The following is a 19,929-nucleotide window of genomic DNA, read 5'->3' on the forward strand; positions in this document are numbered from 1 at the left end:
TTAGTCGTCATCTTTTTGATTTTAATTAATGTCCAATTCTGAGTTTGATACAATTCTAGTTGTTGATGATACCCCAACAAATTTAGCGGTGTTGTCTGAAGCACTCACAGCGGCTAATTATCAAGTTGCCGTTGCTCTCGATGGTGAAACTGCCTTAGAACAGGTCAGTTACAAGCCGCCCCATCTTATTTTATTAGATGTAATGATGCCGGGGATTGATGGGTTTGAAACCTGTCGTCAGCTCAAAGCCAATCCAGACACGGCGGATATTCCCATTATCTTTATGACGGCTCTCTCTGATACGGTCGATAAAGTGAAGGGACTCAATTTAGGAGCAGTTGACTATATCACTAAACCTTTTCAACAAGAAGAAGTGTTGGCTCGGGTCAATGTTCATCTTCAGCTGTATCATCTCAATCACAAGTTAGAAGCTCAGGTTAACGAGCGAACCGCACAACTTTCTGAGGCACTAGAGAGTTTGCGGGAGGCTCAACTTCAACTGATTCAAAACGAAAAGATGTCCTCCTTAGGACAGGTCGTAGCTGGGGTAGCCCATGAAATCAAAAATCCAGTCAACTTTATTCATGGGAATCTGATTCACGCTAGAGGCTACATTACGGACTTACTGGCTCTCTTAACTCTCTATGAGAATTGTATGCCAGATGTGAACCCCCAGGTGAAGACCTTTGCCGAGGACATTGACATTGAGTTTCTAAGAGAGGATTTGCCGAAACTGGTGGACTCTATGGCAGTTGGAGCCAATCGGATTCACGGCATTATTCAATCGCTCAAAACGTTTTCTAGCTCCGGGGATGATCAATTTAGTGACGTGAACCTTCACGCGGGCCTAGACAGTACCCTCTTAATCTTGAGTAATCGTCTCAAGGCGAAGTCTTGTCGTCCTCAGGTTCAGGTGAGGAAGTATTATGGGGAATTGCCCTTAATTGACTGTTGTGGGGGACAGCTCAATCAGGTGTTTACGACTATCCTTAGTAATGCCCTTGACGCTTTGGATAATTGTGCAGTAGACCGAGGGGAAGATTGGCAGCCTTATATCGAGATTGAGACTTCCGTTATGGGAGAGATGGCTGTCATCGAGATTCGCAATAATGGGGGAGCGATTCCCCCAGAGATTCGGGAACATCTATTTGATTCCTGTGTCATTCGCAAACCCCAAGGACTCGGAACGGGGATGGGGTTACCTATTAGCCATGACATCATTACCCAAACCCATGGCGGTCGTTTAACCTGTGAGGTGGAGGGCGATCGCGTTGGCTTTATCATTGAGATCCCCATGCAACCTGATCTCACTCCCCCTTCCCGAGAAGTCCAAGCCGCAAGTCGTTGATCAAGTCCGAATGAGTCAGTTTTCTCAGACCCCCAATCGTCACCAAATTCTCCAGGAAGTGTTGAATCTGGGGTTTCATCGCGTGGGAATCGCGGTGGTTTCCCCTGAACCAGATGAGGGGGAAGTGGAGGCGGTGAATCATTTGCAACGCTGGTTGGAACAAGGGTATCAGGCGGATATGGCCTGGATGGCCAATCCGAAACGCCAGGATATTCGCCAAGTTCTGCCGAATGTGCGATCGGTGATTGCGGTGGCCTTGAACTATTACACCGACTCCCCCCAGCCCGAGCATGAGGATGGGGCGAAAATCTCTCGCTATGCCTGGGGCCGGGACTATCATAAGGTTCTCCATCGCCGCCTTAAACACCTCTGTCGTTGGTTGGAGGGGTTTGATCCCGAGATTCAGGCGAAATACTATGCCGACACGGGCCCGGTTCAGGATAAAGTCTGGGCCCAACGAGCGGGGATTGGTTGGATTGCGAAAAATGGCAATGTGATTACCCGAGATTATGGCTCTTGGGTGTTCCTGGGGGAAGTGCTGACGAATCTTCCCTTGGAGGGCGATCGCCCCCATACAGACCATTGTGGCACTTGTACCCGCTGTATTGAGGCTTGTCCAACGGCGGCGATTGTTCGTCCTGGGGTGGTGGATGCGAATCGCTGTTTGGCCTATCACACCATTGAAAACCGGGGCGATCGCCTCCCGGATGACATCGCCAAGAACCTCAACGGCTGGGTGGCGGGGTGTGATATTTGTCAGGAGGTTTGTCCTTGGAATCAGCGATTTGCTCAAGCCACGGATGTGGAGGAGTTTTATCCCTATCCCCAAAACCAAAACCCCAGCCTCTCGGAATTAGCTCATCTGACTGAGGAGGACTGGGATCAACGGTTCCGGGCCTCAGCCTTGCGACGCATTAAACCAGCGATGTGGCGACGTAATAGCCAACAGGCCAAAGCCTCGCCCGATTAAGGACGAGGTTGGCACAAGGGGGAGTGGGTTAATCCCTCTAAGACTTAGCCATTCACCGCCGCTGGCTCATTGGCGTTGCGGGAACGACGGCGGGTGAGGGAATTAAACAACATCTGGCCGATGGCTTTGATGAGATTCCCTTCGAGTTCCTCAAACATGACCATGTTCAGTCGGAAGGCATCATTAGCCTCATCGACAATGCGATCGGCTTGAGTCTCGTCAATGGGGAGACTGTCCATGGCTTGACGATACTCGTTCTTAAAGGCTTTCTCGTCAGGAATGTCGGCGAATTCATAAAACGCCGTTCCTTCGCCATCCTGTAACCCCATGGCTTTCTGGGCAATGTTTTTGAGAATCTGTCCGCCGGAGAGATCTCCTAAATAGCGGGTGTAGCAATGAGCCACCAACAGTTCCGGCTCACTGTTGGAAACCTCCCGAATGCGGTTGACATAGCCTTGTCCACCCTCAGAGGGTTTCACCACCTCACGCCAGTTGGGCCCGAAGTAGTAGTGCAAATCCTGTTCTAAACTCTCCTTGCGGTTTAGTTGAGGATAGTAGAGTTGGGACAACACGGGATGGTCCCGGTGGCGTTCCATCTCTTCTTCCATGGCAGAGTAGACAAAGTAGAAGTTTGCCGCTAGGTTCCGATAGGAGTTTTTCTCCACGGTCCCTTTCAGGAAACATTTGATAAAGCCCACGTTTTCAGCCATGGTGTGAGACTTTTTCGTGCCTTCCCGGAGTTTTGTCGCGAGATTACTGGTCATACTAAATAAAAATGCTATAATTCTCTGCTCAGCGTATCGATGATGAGGTTCCGTCACGAACCACACGGACAACAGAAGTCGCGCACAATTGAGACAAAACGCCTAACCTGCTATGATTCAGCGTAGATCGATTTGATGAGAATTTTTATTAAGAATTTTTAACGGGTGCTAAGGGCGATCGCCCCCGGTTATGGGCTTGGAGATAGGGGCAAGGACATTAGCCCAAGACGAGAGCTAGTCAGACTTGGAAACTGGCTCAATTGCGCCTAGAATTGGGGGATACTGGATTGCCGAACCCCTCGTTGAGCCTTCTCTATGGTGAAACTCACTGGTTATTTATCAGTCCTGCTCCTAACGCTGGCTCCCTTGAGTGCCAGTAGCCTGGCAAGTCCACGGACGGAATCTTCCCTTAGGTTGGTGGCTCAGGGAATTGATCCCCTCTGTCGGCAAGTCTCGCCGGACTTAGATCAGGGACTAGCGATCCGACTCGATCCGCGTCCTGACTCCCGTTCCATTGCCAATGTAGCTCCTAACGAACGTCTGCGTCTGGCCCCTAACAGCGATGGCATTCGCGGTCCGGAAGGCAATACTTGGTTAGCGGTCAGTTTTCCCGCTGAGGGCTATGTGGACAACGGCCCCTCGGGACGGAACCATCTTCAAGCCTGTGAAGCCTTTGTTTGGGGGGCTCAACTGCCCTCAAGTTCGGGAGCAAGGGTGTCCCAGCGGGCCAGTGCTACTCCCCAAAATGATACGGGTAGCTCCTGTCGCCGTGTGATTCAGCCGGAAGGCTTAACGGTTCGTCAGTCCCCCTCATTAAATGGCTCAGTTTTAGGGGGTCTGGATGTGGAAGAAACCTTCCAGATTCGTTTACCCTTGCGTACCATTGTCGCTGCCGATGGTCGTGAGTGGGTGGAGATTACCGCTCCCTTCAATGGCTATGTCTCGAATGGCTTTGGGGATGGTGTCAGTAATTTAGGAATGTGTCGATAGTTGGTAACTGATATCTTAATTCTTTCCAACGGCCCAGGAGAAGTCACCACCTGGGTGCGTCCCGTTGTGCCAGAAATCCGGCGACAGTTTCCCCAGGCGAGAATTTCACTGGTGTTGTCCCCCTGTCCCCACGCCAGCGGCCGAGAGGCGGCGATCGCCCGGAGTTATCCTGAGGTTGATCGCGTACAAGGGCCTGAGGCCTTTTGGCCCTTCTTACTCTGGGGAAAAACCGCTGAGAATTGGCAGTGGGGCCAGGAGGGTGTGGTGTTATTCCTGGGGGGCGATCGCCTCTTTCCCGTCTTAATTGGACGACGACTGGGGTATCGTATCGTCGTCTATGCCGAATGGCAGGGCCAATGGTATCCCTGGGTGGATCGATTTGCCATGGCCACCCCGGAGGCGATCGCCCAGGCCCCCCGTCGCTACCATCACAAACTCTATCCCGTGGGCAATCTCATGGCGGACGCCGCCGTTGCGCGATCGCCCCTCCCCCCCCTAGACAGCCAACATCCCGGCCGCATCGGCTTTCTCCCCGGTTCCAAAGCCCTTAAACTGAGTCTCGGGGTTCCCCTCACCCTAGAAATTGCCGATTATCTCCAGCAACAGCGGCCGCAACTAGAGTTTGTCATTCCCGTTGCCCCCAGTTTAGAGCTGGAGCAACTGGCCGCCTATGCCAACCCAGACTCCAATCCCGCCCTAGCGGCCCTCAACTGGACCTCAGCCCAACTCATCCAGGATGAGGCTCAGTTTTACCTAGAAACCCGCCAAGGAACCCGCCTAAGATTACATCAAGAGGTTCCGGCCCATCCTTGTCTCAAAGACTGTCATCTCTGCATCACCACCGTCGGGGCCAACACCGCCGAACTAGCAGCTTTAGGGATTCCCATGGTGGTTCTCCTCCCCACCCATCGCCTCGATGTAATGCGAGCCTGGGATGGCCTTCCCGGACTTTTGGCGAACCTTCCCGGACTGGGGTCAGGGTTTACCCAACTGTTTAGTTGGCTGGCCTGGCAATGGCTAAAACGGCAATCCGGCGGAACCCGTCTCGCCTGGGCCAACATCTGGGCCGGAGAACAGATTGTGCCCGAATTTCTCGGACAATTTCCCCCCAGTGCGATCGGTGACACGGTGCTGGATTTCCTAGATCATCCCGAAAAACTCGAACAAATGCGACAAAAGCTACGTGAGGTTTCTGGTCGCGGCGGTTCAGCCCAAAAACTGGTCGATTTACTAGACTTCAAATCATGAAACGCTTGCTTCCTAGCTTGCTTCCTAGCGAACGGTGCGTTCCGGCAAGTTCCCATTCAATGCTCAAAGCTGACAACGATTGCCAGCCGGAACACACCCTACCCTCCTCCGGGTCCTCGGTGTCCTCTGTGACTCTGTGGTTCTCCTCCTCCTCTTGCCCCTTGCCCCTTCCCCCTTTGTGATAAGCTAAGCCTTGATAATTCAACACTGTTTTTAGAAGGAAGCGTTAATAATGACGGGTTCAGCGGAGATTCCCTACCTCTTGAGAGCGGCGCGGGGTGAAGCCCTGGAGCGTCCCCCAGTCTGGATGATGCGGCAGGCAGGACGTTACATGAAAGCCTATCGCGATTTGCGTGAGAAATATCCTAGTTTCCGGGAACGTTCTGAGATTCCAGAGGTGGCGATCGAGGTGTCTCTGCAACCCTGGCGAGCCTTTAAACCCGATGGGGTGATTCTCTTTTCGGATATTGTGACCCCTTTACCGGGAATCGGGATTGAGATGGATATCGCCGAGGGTAAAGGGCCGATTATTGACCCCCCCATTCGCTCTTTGGAACAGGTTAATCAGTTACATCCCCTCGATCCGGAGGAGTCGTTACCCTTTATTAAACCGATTCTCACCACGCTGCGGCAGGAAGTGAAGAATGAAGCGACGGTGTTGGGCTTTGTGGGCGCTCCCTGGACTCTGGCGGCTTATGCCGTGGAAGGAAAAGGCTCGAAAACTTATTCTGTGATTAAGAATATGGCCTTTTCGGAACCGACAATGCTGCATCGGTTACTGGAGAAACTCTCTGATGCGATCGCCACCTATGTCCGCTATCAGATTGATTGCGGCGCTCAGGTAGTGCAGATGTTTGACTCCTGGGCCGGACAACTGAGTCCTCAAGATTACGATACCTTTGCCCTTCCCTATCAGAAACGGGTGTTTGAGCAGGTGCGGCAAACTCACCCCGATACGCCTTTAATTCTCCTGGTGACAGGGAGTGGTGGTTTGTTAGAACGGATGGGCCAATCGGGGGCGAATATCGTCAGTGTGGATTGGACCGTGGATATGGCTGACGCTCGCCGACGGTTGGGGCCGGAGATTCATGTCCAGGGAAATCTTGATCCGGGAGTCTTGTATGGTTCTAAGGACTTTATCCGCGATCGCATTCTCGATACGATTCGCAAGGCGGGCAATCGGGGTCATATCCTAAACTTAGGTCACGGGGTTCTGCCCAATACCCCAGAGGAGAATGTGGCGTTCTTCTTTGAAACTGCTAAACAAGCGGATCAGCTACTCGCGATGGCTTAACTGGGTTGATGGTCGCTGCACCGGACTCTCTCAGTCCGGTGCAGCGACCATCTCAAGAGCATCACGCTAATTCCCCCTGTCGTTTCTCCACCCTAAATGCTTGCTGATGAAACGAGTCCTCCTTACTGGAGCGAGTGGCTGTGTTGGTCACTATATCGCTGAAACTCTAATTGCTCACAGTGATTGTGAACTGTATCTGTTCGTTCGCGATCGCCAAAAGCTTAACCTAGACCTTGAGAGACGATCGGGGATTCATGTTATAGACGGCGACTTACGGGAGATTCATCACTTTAAAGAGGTTCTGGAAACCATTAACTGTGCCATTCTCACCGCCGCTGCCTGGGGAGGCCCCAAAGAAACCTTTGACATCAATGTCACAAAAACCTGTATGGTCATGCATCTGCTCAACCCACAGCAGTGTGAACAGGTGATTTACTTCTCCACGGCCAGTATCCTCAACCGCGACGGGGAGATTCTGCGGGCAGCGGCCCACATGGGGACCGACTATATCCGCTCGAAGTATGATTGTCTCAATCAACTGCACCGGATGCCCATCGCCGATCGCCTGACGGTTCTGTTCCCCACGATTGTCCTAGGGGGGGATGAGAACAAACCCTATTCTCATGTCTCAGCAGGTCTCCCGGAGGTCAGTAAATGGCTCAATCTTGCTCGCTTTATCAGCGTCGAGGGCAGTTTTCACTTCATTCATGCCCAGGATATCGCTGAAGTCGTCCACTATCTGCTCAAAAATCCGCCCTCAGCCCGTCGTCACTATGTGTTAGGAACCGAACCCTATACCGTTGACCGCGCGGTGAGTGAACTCTGCCGCTATTTCAATAAACCAGTCTACTTTCGCGTGCGCCTGAATCGTTGGCTAACCGATCTGATCGTGGAATGTTTGGTCCGTTTCGGAGTCGTTCAGATGGCCGCTTGGGATCGGTTTTGTTTGGAGTACCGAGATTTCACCTATACAGATGCCGTAACAGGTCAAGATTTTGACTCTCCCGTCCATTATCCAACCCTAACCGATGCACTTAAAGAACGGGGTCTAGGACAACATTCTCAAGCCAAAGCTCCCTTATCCCCTCAGGCTTCCCCAGAAGATTAAGAAAATTATAAATTTGCTTAAAGTTGATAGATTTTCGTTTAGAATGGTGATGTTTTTAGCCGATTGACGGCTCATTATCGGTTGCCGAGAGTTGCCTGCCTTGTTAAGGAGAAATAGAAAGCTGAGCCTCAGTGCCGGGGGAGCTGGAGTCTATTGGACTTCAGTTTGAGATGCCCAACTGTCCACTCTCAACTAGCAACTGTCCCCTGCAAATTGTTGAGAATCAGTTATCTATGTTAGCCTGACATAAACCCTTAAGGAACTCCGTTTTTATGCAGGTTTTATTAGTATACCCTCGCTTTCCACAAAGTTTTTGGTCATTCGATAAGGCAATGGAACTGGTAGGGCGCAAAGCCGTTCTACCGCCTTTGGGGTTAATTACCGTTGCCGGAATTCTACCCGATCGCTGGCAACTGAAGCTGGTGGATTGCAACATCCGAGAAGTTCGTGATGCTGAATGGGATTGGGCGGATGTTGTCATTATCTCGGGAATGATCGTGCAAAAAGACGATATGCACGCCCAAATTGCTGAAGCCAAACGCCGCCAAAAACTCGTTGCTGTCGGGGGTCCCTACCCGACGTCTTTACCCCAAGACCTAGACGCGGCCGGGGCCGACTTTCTGGTCTTGGATGAAGGGGAACTCACCCTCCCCATGTTCGTCGAGGCCATCGAACGAGGCGAAACCTCAGGAACGTTCCGGTCTGAGATAAAACCCGATGTGACCGAAACCCCGATTCCCCGTTACGACTTGTTGGAACTGGATGCGTACGATAATATGTCCGTGCAGTTCTCCCGAGGTTGCCCCTATCAATGTGAATTTTGTGACATTATCGTTCTCTATGGTCGTAAACCCCGTACCAAAGAGCCACAACAACTGATTGGGGAACTTGAACGTCTCTATGACCTGGGGTGGCGCGGTCCAGTCTTTATGGTGGATGACAACTTCATCGGCAATAAACGCAATGTCAAGCGACTCTTGCGGGAGTTGCAACCCTGGATGCAGGCTAAAGGCTTCCCCTTCCACTTTAGTACGGAAGCTTCCGTGGATTTAGCCAACGACGAGGAGCTGATGGAGTTGATGATGGAGTGCAACTTCAGCAGCGTCTTCCTGGGGATTGAAACCCCTGACGCGGAGAGTTTATCCCTAACCAAGAAATTCCAGAATACCCGCGACCCCTTACTCGGGGCGGTTAAACGCATTAATGAAACCGGAATGCGAGTGATGGCGGGCTTTATTATCGGCTTTGACGGCGAAAAACCCGGTGCGGGCGATCGCATTGTCGAATTTGTCGAACAGACGGCCATTCCCACGGCAATGGTGAGTATGTTGCAAGTTCTCCCCAACACCGCCTTAATGACGCGCCTGAAACAAGAAGGGCGACTGGTGGAAGATATGGGAGGCTCGGGCAACCAGAACAACCTGATGAACTTCATCCCCACCCGGCCCATTGAAGACATCGCACGGGAGTATGTCAGCGCCTTCTACAAACTCTATGATCCCTTGCAATATCTCAATCGGGTCTATCGTCATTTCATGTCCATGGCTGAACCCCGCCATGTGGCCTCCAATCGCGGTAAAACCACACCTAAGATTGTCAAAGCCGCGATGACGATTTTATGGCGACAAGGGGTTGTCCGTTCAACTCGTTGGGCATTTTGGCCCCATCTGTTTAACATCTACCGCCACAAACCTCGCTTGCTGGTGAACTATCTCGTCTCCTGCGCCTTGCTGGAACATTTTGTAGAGTATCGAGAAATTGTGCGTCGGGACATCGAGGAGCAACTACAGGCCTATCTCCAGCGACAACAACAACTGGCCCAGGAACAAGAGGAACCCGTTGCTGTGGGAAGTGCCCGTCAAAGCTAATTGAAATAAATTGCCGACAGGAATAGGGACAACGAGTAAGATGGGGGAGCGTTCAACCGGCTCCCCCTGTTGTCTTAATGAGGTTGTCCCATGAAGTCGTCCTCCGTTGCGTCTCTGTCTCTGTTACTACTACTGGCTGTTTCTCCTTCAGCGAGTTTGGCCCAAATTACCCCCGATCAGACCCTTCCCAATCCCTCCCAGGTCAGTCCTGATGGGAACCAACTGCGCCTTCAGGGAGGAACCGCTGCTGAGGGAAATCTGTTCCATAGTTTTGAGCAGTTCTCGATTCCTCTGGGAATGGAGGCCATTTTTGAGAACAGCCCTGAGATTCAACGCATTTTTAGCCGAGTCACCGGAAATCTTCCCTCCAACTTAGACGGCCGCCTCTCCGCTCAAGGCGGGGCCGATGTATTTCTCCTCAACCCCAATGGAATTCTCTTTGGTGAGAATGCTCAATTAAACCTAGGCGGCTCATTTTACGGGAGTAGTGGTGAATTTATCGAATTTGCCGATGGGAGTCGCTTTAGTGCTGCTAATGGCTCATCTAGCGTCCTCTCTGTGACGGTTCCGGTGGGGTTGGGGTTCGGTTCTAATTCAGGGCCGGTGGTGAACCGGTCTCAGGCGCTCAATGAGCAAGGGGAATCTGTTGGCCTGAGCCTCAATCCCGGGGCGACCTTGTCCCTCAGTGGCGGTCAGGTGGAGATGCTGGGGGGACGGGCCAGGGTGGTGGATGGTCAGATTGTGCTGGCGACGGTGGCGGATGGCCGGTTGTCCCTGAGAATGGAGGAGGGTTTGGAGTCGGGCCAGATGCAGGGGCGGATTTTGCTCAGTGATGGGGCGTTACTGGATACCAGTGGCCCCGTGGGTGGGGGAATTTGGCTGCTGGGCGATCGCCTTCGGGTTCAGAATGACTCGCAAATTCTGGCGGATACCTACGGGGCCGGTGATGGCCAAGGCATTCATCTGGAGTTGGGGGAGTTGGTAGTCATTGATAATTCCTTAATTTCGACCTCAAGTTTTGGCTCTGGGCGATCAGGAGACCTGAATATAGTGGCGAATCACATTCTCGTTGACGGGGCGGGAGATTTGCAGTCTAGTTTGGAGCGCCTGTTTTCCCTTGATGCCATTGAAACGCCTCAACAGGTAGGGATTGGCTTATATGCCATGGCCTTTGCCGATGGCCCGGCGGGGAATATCAATTTACGGGCAACTTCTCTGCAATTGACCAATGCCTCATTTATTTCCACCACAACCGTGGCTGAGGGGCAGGGAGGGATGATTAATGCTGAGATTAGCGAGTCCTTGGTGTTAGATGGCTCACAACTGATTGCTGAAACCCTCGGCAATGGCAATGCTGGGGGGGTGAATCTCCAGGCTCGGACTATTTTTATTGGGGATGGAGGGGGGATTTTTGTCTCGACCTTTGGGGGTGGAGATGGGGGAACCGTCAATCTCCAGGCCCGGGATACCATCGAGATTGCAGGAACCACTCCCAATGGTTTGTTTAATTCTGGAATTGGCTCGAATGCCTTTTCTCAGGCGATCACTCGTGCCGGAACCATTAACCTGGAGGCGGGAGAGATTGTTATACGGGATGGAGGATCGATTGGGACGGTGACTTTCGGGGAAGCCCAAGCGGGGACGATTGTGATTCGGGCCCGCGATCGCGTGGAGGTGCGTGGTATTAGTGCGGTGGGGAATAACCCGGCTAACATCGCCAGTCGTAGTGAAGGAGGTGGGGCCGCCGGCGATATTGAAATTACCACGGGGCGTTTTATCTTGGGAGATGGGGCGGAGTTGTTAACCTCTACCTCCGATAGCGGTGCTGCTGGACGATTGACCGTTCGAGCCTCAAACTCAGTACTGATTTCTGGGGGAGTGACGACCACGAATGGAGATGGCGAACCACTTATCTTGCGCAGCGGGTTACGCTCAGATTCGACCCTAGAACGGCTCCCATCCCCCATTCCTTCCTCAGAAGCCGATGTGTTGGGAGCGGCGGGAGATGTGACGGTGGTGACCCCGGAGTTACGCCTGGAGAATGGAGCACAGATTGTGGTCAGTAGTGTGGGAGAGGGGGAACGGGGCGGAAATTTGACCTTAGAGGCTCCTCGCTTGCAGTTAGTCAATGGGAGTCGTTTGGTGGCAGAAACAGCCTCGGATGTGGGGGGAAATATCTCCATCACCTCTGAAGATTTACGGCTGTCGAATCAGAGTTCTATTTCGACTAATGCGATTGGGGCCGCGACAGGCGGGAATATCCAAATTAATACGGCCACCCTGTTGGCGTTGGAAAATAGTGATATTACCGCTAATGCTCAGGAGGGGGCGGGGGGACAGGTGCAAATTTCCGCTCAGGGGGTGTTTGGAACTCGGGTGCGCGATCGCCTCACCGATGAAAGTGATATTACGGCCAGTTCAGAACGGGGGGCAGAGTTTAGTGGTTTGGTGGAAATTGCGAGTCCGGATAGGCAACTGGATTCGTCTCTCGTGGAGCTGGCCAGTGAGTTCATCCCCGTTGACCAGCTTGTGGCCGATAGTTGTTTGACGCGACGGACGGCGGCGGGACAGTTCACAGTGACAGGAACTGGCGGCTTACCGGAAACTCCCTTTGATGCATCGGCGGGGCGCTATTCTCTGCTGGGGGTTGTGGGGAGAGAGGAAAACTCAGAGACCGTCTCTGCCCATCCGGCGTCGTCGGATACTGCCCCAACGCCCGAAACTTGGCAATTGGGGCAGCCGATTCAAGAGGCCCAGGGGATTCAACAAACGGCCGATGGTCGCCTGTGGCTCGGTCGTCCCCAACGGCGCGATCGCCCCTGTGGTGCTTCTTAATGCCTCAACCGGTCAATCAGCGAATATCTAGCACCAGGTCATAGAAAAAGCGATTGACGGTGGGATTAAAGCCTGGATTACCAGCGACGGCCACCTGATAGACTCCAGAACTGGGTAACAGCACCTCCGCTTGCTCCGCATCTCGGGCTAAAATCTCCCCAGATGGCGAGAGAATACTCAGCATCACCGACTCTGGGTGCATCCTCAGTTGCGCCCAGAGATACTGGCCGCCCCGAGCCTCGATTTCATAGACAATCACCTCATTACGCCCTACCTCGTCCTCAAACTCAACGCCGGTGGCCCCAGGGGCAAACTCAATTAGCTTGACGGTGATCTCATCGGCCCAACCCAGAACATCGGAGGCGCTAGGGCGATAGTCCTGACCCCAGTCATTGGAGTCTTCCTGAGTACCCCAGTCTGAATCGCTTGTGGGGCCACTGTCAGAGAAACGTAGAGCCACCGTCTGACAGTCCACCGCATCATAGACGAGATACCCCGTATCAATCTGCTGTCGGTTAGCCTGCCAGGTGATTGGGTTAGCCCCCTGATTAAAGATATTCCAGAGGTTAATCAACAGGGTTTCCCCCTCGATAATGCCAGAAAAGGTATTGAGTCCAGGGTCTTCGGGGCTAGCGACTTCTCCGACAGACTGTTCTCCAGTGACGGAGCTATCCCCGTCAACACTGAGCCGCAAGACATAGCTGAAGGACTCCCCGGCTCGGACAACCTGGCTTTCAAAACAGTGGGTTCCAGCGGTTAAGGATTGTCCAACAGTTTGTCCAACGGTTTGTCCAACGGTTGAGGCGATGGGTTCCCGGGATGGATTGGGGGAGTTTGGAGTAGCCTGACTCACGGACTCTGAGACGGGAGGAGCAGCAGATGAGTCTAGGGATTCGGGCAAAGTGACGGTTGCGCGACAGCCGGATGCAAGGCTCAGAACTAAGGCCGCCAGGGACCCAGAACGCACAAAGGAAAGCGCCATATGGGGAGTTATTGGGATAAAAAAAGAGTTAACTCAATTATAGCAATACATTATGGAAGCTTGGCAAGACTCAACTCCCTTTAGGCTCTTTTTTCACGGTTTGGACTGGAGAATCACTCATCAATCGCTTCAATTCTGATTGGCCCGCTTGTCGGAGTTCATAAGTGAACAGACTGACCATCAGTCCAATCCCCAAGGCTTGAGCCAACAGAAACTGAAGCGCTTTCGTCCATAGCTCGGGAGACTCCACCAGCCAGGGACTGGCCCCAAAGACGAACAACGGCCAGCTATCAAGAGTATTTGGCTGCCGTGATTCGAATAACACCATTAAGATGGGAGGGCCAAGGATTAACAGGACTAACGCAAGTCTCATGACCCATTGATGGTTGCTGCCGGTGGAGGTGAAGGAGAGACATTGCACTAGCACACTGTAGCTGGCTAACCAACCGAAGAGAATTAAAATGCCGATGCTGAAGAGAAATGGACCTTCCTCTCGCTCTAAAAATTGATGATTCCAGGTCAAGATTCCTAGTCCCAGGGTGGCGAGGGATAGGGTCAGGTTAATGGCCATGGCCACGATTGAGGGACTTTTTTCACCCCAGATTAAATCCCGTCGCAGGGAATATCGGGGCTTCCCTTCTGGTTGAACTAGGCTATGGCGATATCGTGCCCAGTCTTGTAGGTTTTGACGGTCGGGGGAGAGACTTAGGGCTAAGCCGAGGAGAAATAGGAGTAGGGCAATGTTATAAATCGTCAACGCCTCTAGGCTGACTCGTAGGCTTCGCTGGGATGCCACATGGTTTAAGTACCCAACCAGAAAGCCCAAACCATAAAGGTTGTAAACGGCACAAACGATATAGCTTTGTTTTTTGGTGATGAGGGTCGAGTTTGGTTTCTGATAGCGCCTGGAAATCATCTTAAATATAAATCCAGAAACAATGATACAAGATACAGTCCAAAATACTTGAGAATATAGGGGGGTTTTTAGCAGGCTTAGATTAAACCAAATTCCCTGGTCTGTTGGACGGTTAAACTGATTGAGGGGAAATAGGTAATATAGGGCGACTAGGCTCAAATAGGAGAGAAGACTGCCAAGGACAAGGGAAAAGACAAGAGGCTGTTTTCCACCACTCATGCCGTAGAGCATTGTCAGGCTGTAGATGGCAAAGATGCCAGCGGCGACTAAGCTATAAAATCGGAGAATGTCGCCGGGAAAATAGCCAGCATGGGTGGCGGCAAAGACATGGAGGGGAAGCGCCGCCGCAATTCCTAGATAGAGAAGACAGGGAACTCCGAGGAGTTTCCCAAAAACGATGTTAGAGCCGGGTTGAGGGGTAAGTCGAATGAAGTTTAGGGTCCCCTTATCTTGCTCTTCAATGAGGTTATTGATTAAGAGAAATAGTCCCACAATGAGCAAGGCAGTGACCCCAACTGCGGACAAGACTAAACTAACATTAAACCACCAAAGATCCCAGTTGATGATAATATTTTCGGCGGCATCCTTAAGACACTCTGATCTAGAAGGATTGAACTGAATAGGTGCCGAAAGGGTAGAGGCGGACTCTGAGTAGCAATAACGATTATAAACTTGAATCCCTGGGCGGGGAAGTCGTATCCAATAGAGAAGTAAGACGATTCCTTGTAGCATCAGGGAAAGACTGAGGGCGAGAAGAATTTTGGGCTTCTTGAAACGCCCTTTGATTTCTCGCATCAATTGTGGGTTGGCATCACTAATTCGGTTGTACATGATACAAGTTTTGCGAAGATTGGGGGTAAGGTTATGAGGTTTGTTGATGACCCAGTTGCAGGAAAATGTCTTCTAGGTCATCGGTTTCAATCTGGAATTGGTAGAGGTTGACTTGAGCCTGGATAAGTTGTCGTAGCAGGTTAGCACTGTCGGTTTCATTGCCGTTAAAGTGAACGGTCAGTTGTCGATCGCCCACGGTCCAACTTTCAACTTGGGGACAGTTACGCAGTTCGGCGATCGCCCGGTCGAGACTCTTGGCGAGGTTATCCCCGAGGAGGGAGATTTGAAGCCGTTGCTGACTCAGCCGCTGATACAACTCCTGAATGGAGGTACTTTCAACTAAACAGCCGAGTTCCATAATGCCGATGGAACTACAGAGTTGGGCCAGGTCACTGAGAATATGGGAGGAAATCAACACGGTCATCCCGGCTTCTCGGACGACTTGGATAATCTCCCGGAATTGCTGGCGGGCGATGGGATCGAGACCGGAGACAGGTTCATCGAGGAGGAGTAAAACCGGTTCGTGGAGAATGGTTCGTCCTAAACTCAGTCGCTGTTTCATGCCTCGGGAGAGGGTGGCGATAAGGCTGTCTCGTTTGGGAATGAGTTGGACTAAATCCAGGATTTCCAGAAGACGACGCGATCGCCCGGGTTCCCGCAGGTCGTAAAGGCGGGCGAAATAGTCGAGATAGTCCCAAACCGTGAGGTCGTCGTAGAGGGGAAAATCATCGGGGAGATAGCCTAAGTAGCGTTTGAGGCGAGGGTTGGGGCGATCGGGGTCGAGTCGTTCTCCTTGCAGGTAAATGTCGCCGGTGGTGGGGTCTTCAATGGCCGCCAACATGCGCATCAGGGTGGTTTTCCCGGCACCGTTGGGACCAATGAGTCCGTAGACTTCCCCATCGGCTACCTCTAAGTCAACATTATCGACCGCCAGAAGGCGATCGAACTGCTTGCTGAGATTACGGGTGGCGATCGCCAACTCGGGGGCAGGGATATCTGACATGATTCGGAGTCTCGGGGAGTCCTCCTCAAGTCATTATCCGTCTTGAGAATTCCCCGCTAGAAGGGTTTGAGCGGTTTCGATATTCTGGCGAACCGTCGCCGCTGAATCGATAAAAGCCTGTTGTTCTGTTGCCTCTAGAGGGAGTTCTATGACGGTTTTAACACCCTCGCGCCCTAATTGACAAGGCACGCCGAGAAAGAGTCCCTCAATGCCATATTCTCCTTGCAGATAGGCCGCCGCACTCACCACACGGCTGCGATCGCACAAAATACTCTCCACCATCACATAAATGGAGGAAGCAGGGGCAAAATAGGCCCCTCCCCGCTGCATCAGTCCAACAATTTCACTCCCCCCATGCCGAGTGCGATCGATGAGTCGCTCAATGGTTTCTGCGTCGGTCATTTGCGGCAGGGGAACCCCTTTAACGGTGCAATAGCGGGCCAGGGGAATCATCTGTTTCCCGTGATTGCCCAAAACCAGGGTTTCTACATCCTGCATCGACACACCTAATTCCATGGCAATGAAGGCTTGTAAACGGGAGGAGTCGAGAACCCCCGCCATCCCCATCACTCGCTGCTGAGGTAGGCCGGTGGCTTCCCAGGCCAGATAGGTCATCACATCGAGGGGATTGGTGACGACGATAAAGATGGCATTGGGAGACTGGGCGATCGCTTCCTTCGCCGCGTTGACGACGATACTGGCGTTGGTTTTAATTAAATCACTGCGATCCATGCCTGGGGTGCGGGGTCGTCCAGCGGTGATGACCACCACATCACAATCAGCAGTATCGGCGTAGTCGTTGGTGCCGATGATGGTGCGATCGTGTCCCTCCAAGCCTCGGGCCTGCATCAAATCCAGGGCAATTCCCTGAGGCCAGCCTTCAACAATATCAAGCAACACCACGTCAGCGAGATTCTTCTCCGCCACCCGCTGGGCCAGGGTACTGCCCACTTTACCAGCACCAATGACGGCGACACGGGGTTGACGTTGGCCATTGGCGCAAAATCTCGGTTCGGAAGCAGGATTCATACAAATTTCAGGCTTGGGGACGGTTCCAGACTTTATTTTGCCATGTCTCGAAGGGGCGAATGTCCATCCTGAACAGTCTCGAACCGCCACCTGGGGACAACTCCCCTATAGATTCTCTACTCGAAGGCTTCGAGTTGTTCCAGGGGAAGCCAAACATTGGGCGTAGGAACCACCCCAAACTTGATTAAGGCATAGTCTCCCTCAGTTTCGAGAATTTCGCCCCGCGTCTCGAAAATATAAGGGGGAAAGCGGGTATCACTGGCGGTGGCTTCGACGCTGTTGAGGAGTTTTTCGCGGACAACCCGGACAAAGGAGCCGCGTTTGAGTTTCTTTGCTGGTGCCATAAGGGGTGATTGTGAGTCGATAGAGTCTGTCGTCTGACCATTTTAGGGCGTTTTGGGGTCAGGCTGGCAGGAGGGACAAAAATGGGACGATCGCCCCCCCAGTTTAATTCGGGCAATGGGGGTCCCACATTGACGACAGGGTTGTCCGTTGCGGTTATACACCCAAGCCATACCGCCATAGTTGCCATTGATACCCGTCACATCCCGAAAATCCCGTAACGTCGTTCCCCCCGCTTCAATGGCTTGGCTGAGAACGTCGATCACCTGTTGTCGTAGGCGATCGATCTCGTCCGGGGTCAGTTGGCTACAGAGGCGGGTGGGGGGAATCCCACTGAGGAATAAACTCTCGTCAGCATAGATGTTACCCACTCCGGCGACGATAGTTTGGTCAAGGAGGGCAGTTTTGATGGGTTTACGGCGATTGGCGAGGGTGCTAATGAGGTAATCGCTGGAAAACTCAGGGCTGAAGGGTTCAGGCCCTAAACTGAGGAGGCCCGTCATGACGGTATGTGGGGAGGTGTGAGGAGGAACCCACCAGAGGCGGCCGAAGGTGCGAATATCAACAAACCGCAGTTCGCGATCGCCCTCAAAGAATAAGCGGACTCGGGTATGTTTCTCTAAGGGGTCTTCAGGATGGCACCACAGAAGCTGTCCCGTCATCCGCAGATGGACCCCCAACCAACCATCCGCCGTGGGACCGAGGCGATCGCAAGAGTCATCCTCACCCAGTTGAGCAATGAGATATTTCCCCCGCCGATGCCAAGTTCGAATGGATTGACCTTGCATCCCCTCGATAAAGTCATTAGCATGAGCGGGACTGGCCAGACTGCGGTTGAGGAGAACAGTCCCTCCACAAATCCGTTGCTGGCAGGTATGGGCATTTAAGCCACGACGTACAGTTTCAACTTCAGGAAGTTCTGGCACAAGTCGCCTCACTAGAAAGACCAACCATCAAAAATCCAGATTTATTTTAGACAGTTTGTTATAAACAGTTTACAGCCCAAACTCACTTGAAAACACAGGGTTTTAATATGATGAACTGTCTTATATTATGTGTCGCAAGCTACAAAAAAATACCCGATCGCCTCTTGCCTCTTGCCTCTTCCGACCTGTCCTCTATGCCTCTGTGGTAACCCTCTTGCCTCTTGCCTTGTTCCCTAAACAACAAAGGGGTTAGCGATTTGCCGACAAACGCTAACCCCTGTCCTGCCATCCTAACGCTAAAACTTTAGCGTGATGGTCAAGTTGATTTATTATTTCTTCTTCTTGGCGGGGGGAGCAACCTCCTCCAGTTCTTCAAGGGCGAAGTTATTGGTGTTCACACCACCAGCTGAACCACTGAAGCCGTTATAGTTCACTTTATCGAAGCGAACGATCGCCGGGTAACGAATTCCGCTCTGGTCAATGCTAGCAACGGTTCCGACATCCCGATACCAATAGGATTCTTTACGGAGAATCCGCACCTTAGAACCACGTTGAATCATAGTTTTTTCTCTGTTGATTGTAATTGAATCCAATCAGAGGCAGCAGTCAGGATTCAGATGGACGACTCCGTCTGAACGCCCTAACCCCACAAACTCATGTGAAAGGATTATTTTCCAGGGTACTACTGACTCTGGCCTCTAGGGGAGTTTGGCGCTTTAAGTTTTGTTGCAAGGGGGAGAAGGGGGAATGGGGGAACCACGGAGTCACAGAGGACACAGAGGAAGAACAGGGAGAGAGGACACGTGTGGTACGCTCCTCTCTCCCTGTTCCCTGTTCCCTGTTCCCTGTTCCCTCTTATTACAACGGAACCACTTGCACGTCAACTTCAACGGTGACTTCGGGGTGGAGTTTCACCTGTGCCTTGTAGACACCAATTTTGTTGATTTCGGGTAGGGTGATGCCGTGGCGGTCTACCTCTTGACTGGTGGCGGCTTCGATGGCGGCGGCTAGATCACGATCCGTAACTGTTCCGAAAATAGCTTCCCCTTCGCCGACTTGTTTCTCAATGGTGAACTTGCCGATGGTTTGTAAGGCGGTTTTCCGAGATTCGGCCTCTTGTTTGAGTTGGGCTAGGCGCTCTTGCTCTTTCTGTTTGCGGATTTCAACTTGTTTTAGGACTCCGGGAGTCGTTGGGATGGCAATTTTCTGGGGAATTAGATAATTTCTCGCATGGCCCGGGGCTACATCGACGAGATCTCCTGCTCTGCCGAGTTTACGAACGTCTTTCTGGAGAAGGAGTTGGACTCGCTTTTTCATGATATTTTCTAGGCTTAACGGTAGGGTGGATGAACTGAGACTCAGCTGTGGGGTCGTTCTGCTCTTAGGTTTGAGCTGCGGGACAGATGACTCGACCCCGTTGGAAGTCCGATCTTCCATTCTATAGTGTTCAGGAAGCTCTGGCAAACCTGGATGGG

17 protein-coding genes are annotated in these 19,929 nt (G+C 52.3%); 8 read left to right on the forward strand and 9 right to left on the reverse strand.

Going from position 1 to position 19,929, the window contains the following annotated elements:
- Window positions 1–28 precede the first annotated feature (28 nt).
- Both NEA10_RS10715 and queG read left to right on the forward strand, forming a co-directional pair.
- Window positions 29–1,348, forward strand: coding sequence for a sensor histidine kinase (locus tag NEA10_RS10715; RefSeq protein ID WP_252659700.1), 1,320 nt, complete (start codon window positions 29–31; stop codon window positions 1,346–1,348).
- Between the two features lie 10 nt (window positions 1,349–1,358).
- Window positions 1,359–2,318 carry a tRNA epoxyqueuosine(34) reductase QueG gene (gene queG / locus NEA10_RS10720; protein WP_252659709.1) on the forward strand — a complete coding sequence of 320 codons (960 nt, stop codon included), beginning with the start codon at window positions 1,359–1,361 and terminating at the stop codon, window positions 2,316–2,318.
- A 44-nt stretch (window positions 2,319–2,362) separates the two neighbouring features.
- On the opposite strand, the gene NEA10_RS10725 is transcribed toward queG, so the two are convergent.
- Window positions 2,363–3,082, reverse strand: a complete 720-nt coding sequence (locus NEA10_RS10725) for a biliverdin-producing heme oxygenase (RefSeq protein ID WP_252659711.1) — start codon at window positions 3,080–3,082, stop codon at window positions 2,363–2,365.
- Window positions 3,083–3,397: 315 nt separating this feature from the next.
- Here NEA10_RS10725 and NEA10_RS10730 point away from each other — a divergent pair, with 315 nt between their 5' ends.
- The 6 genes from NEA10_RS10730 (at window position 3,398) to NEA10_RS10755 (ending at window position 12,425) form a co-directional block, all read left to right on the forward strand.
- Window positions 3,398–4,072 (forward strand): SH3 domain-containing protein, encoded by a 675-nt coding sequence (locus tag NEA10_RS10730; RefSeq protein ID WP_252659713.1) that lies wholly within the window; start codon window positions 3,398–3,400, stop codon window positions 4,070–4,072.
- Complete coding sequence (locus NEA10_RS10735) at window positions 4,073–5,320, forward strand: glycosyltransferase family protein (protein WP_252659715.1); 1,248 nt, start codon at window positions 4,073–4,075, stop codon at window positions 5,318–5,320.
- A gap of 232 nt (window positions 5,321–5,552) precedes the next feature.
- Window positions 5,553–6,614, forward strand: coding sequence for a uroporphyrinogen decarboxylase (gene hemE / locus NEA10_RS10740; protein WP_252659717.1), 1,062 nt, complete (start codon window positions 5,553–5,555; stop codon window positions 6,612–6,614).
- A 106-nt stretch (window positions 6,615–6,720) separates the two neighbouring features.
- Window positions 6,721–7,722, forward strand: a complete 1,002-nt coding sequence (locus NEA10_RS10745) for an NAD-dependent epimerase/dehydratase family protein (protein ID WP_252659719.1) — start codon at window positions 6,721–6,723, stop codon at window positions 7,720–7,722.
- A gap of 272 nt (window positions 7,723–7,994) precedes the next feature.
- Window positions 7,995–9,590, forward strand: a complete 1,596-nt coding sequence (locus NEA10_RS10750) for a B12-binding domain-containing radical SAM protein (protein WP_252659721.1) — start codon at window positions 7,995–7,997, stop codon at window positions 9,588–9,590.
- A 90-nt stretch (window positions 9,591–9,680) separates the two neighbouring features.
- Complete coding sequence (locus NEA10_RS10755) at window positions 9,681–12,425, forward strand: two-partner secretion domain-containing protein (protein ID WP_252659723.1); 2,745 nt, start codon at window positions 9,681–9,683, stop codon at window positions 12,423–12,425.
- Between the two features lie 16 nt (window positions 12,426–12,441).
- Here NEA10_RS10755 and NEA10_RS10760 read toward each other — a convergent pair whose 3' ends face one another.
- From NEA10_RS10760 to rplI, 8 genes are all read right to left on the reverse strand, one after another.
- Entirely contained in the window at window positions 12,442–13,407 is a 966-nt protein-coding gene (locus NEA10_RS10760) for a hypothetical protein (RefSeq protein ID WP_252659725.1), read from the reverse strand.
- Window positions 13,408–13,477: 70 nt separating this feature from the next.
- Window positions 13,478–15,154 carry a hypothetical protein gene (locus NEA10_RS10765; protein WP_252659727.1) on the reverse strand — a complete coding sequence of 559 codons (1,677 nt, stop codon included), beginning with the start codon at window positions 15,152–15,154 and terminating at the stop codon, window positions 13,478–13,480.
- A 31-nt stretch (window positions 15,155–15,185) separates the two neighbouring features.
- On the reverse strand, window positions 15,186–16,157 hold the full coding sequence (locus tag NEA10_RS10770) for an ABC transporter ATP-binding protein (RefSeq protein WP_252659730.1): 972 nt from the start codon (window positions 16,155–16,157) through the stop codon (window positions 15,186–15,188).
- Window positions 16,158–16,190: 33 nt separating this feature from the next.
- The gene (mdh, locus tag NEA10_RS10775; protein WP_252659732.1) at window positions 16,191–17,186 is read right to left on the reverse strand and encodes a malate dehydrogenase; all 996 of its coding nucleotides are present in this window, start codon (window positions 17,184–17,186) and stop codon (window positions 16,191–16,193) included.
- Between the two features lie 116 nt (window positions 17,187–17,302).
- Window positions 17,303–17,530, reverse strand: coding sequence for an NAD(P)H-quinone oxidoreductase subunit O (locus tag NEA10_RS10780; RefSeq protein WP_252659734.1), 228 nt, complete (start codon window positions 17,528–17,530; stop codon window positions 17,303–17,305).
- A 42-nt stretch (window positions 17,531–17,572) separates the two neighbouring features.
- Window positions 17,573–18,454 (reverse strand): DNA-formamidopyrimidine glycosylase, encoded by an 882-nt coding sequence (locus NEA10_RS10785; protein ID WP_252659736.1) that lies wholly within the window; start codon window positions 18,452–18,454, stop codon window positions 17,573–17,575.
- A gap of 329 nt (window positions 18,455–18,783) precedes the next feature.
- Window positions 18,784–19,014, reverse strand: coding sequence for a photosystem I reaction center subunit IV (locus NEA10_RS10790; RefSeq protein WP_252659738.1), 231 nt, complete (start codon window positions 19,012–19,014; stop codon window positions 18,784–18,786).
- A 298-nt stretch (window positions 19,015–19,312) separates the two neighbouring features.
- Window positions 19,313–19,771: a 50S ribosomal protein L9 gene (gene rplI / locus NEA10_RS10795; RefSeq protein WP_252659740.1), complete on the reverse strand. Its 459-nt coding sequence runs from the start codon at window positions 19,769–19,771 to the stop codon at window positions 19,313–19,315.
- Window positions 19,772–19,929: the final 158 nt, after the last annotated feature.

This window comes from Phormidium yuhuli AB48 (assembly GCF_023983615.1).
GTDB lineage: Bacteria > Cyanobacteriota > Cyanobacteriia > Cyanobacteriales > Geitlerinemataceae > Sodalinema > Sodalinema yuhuli.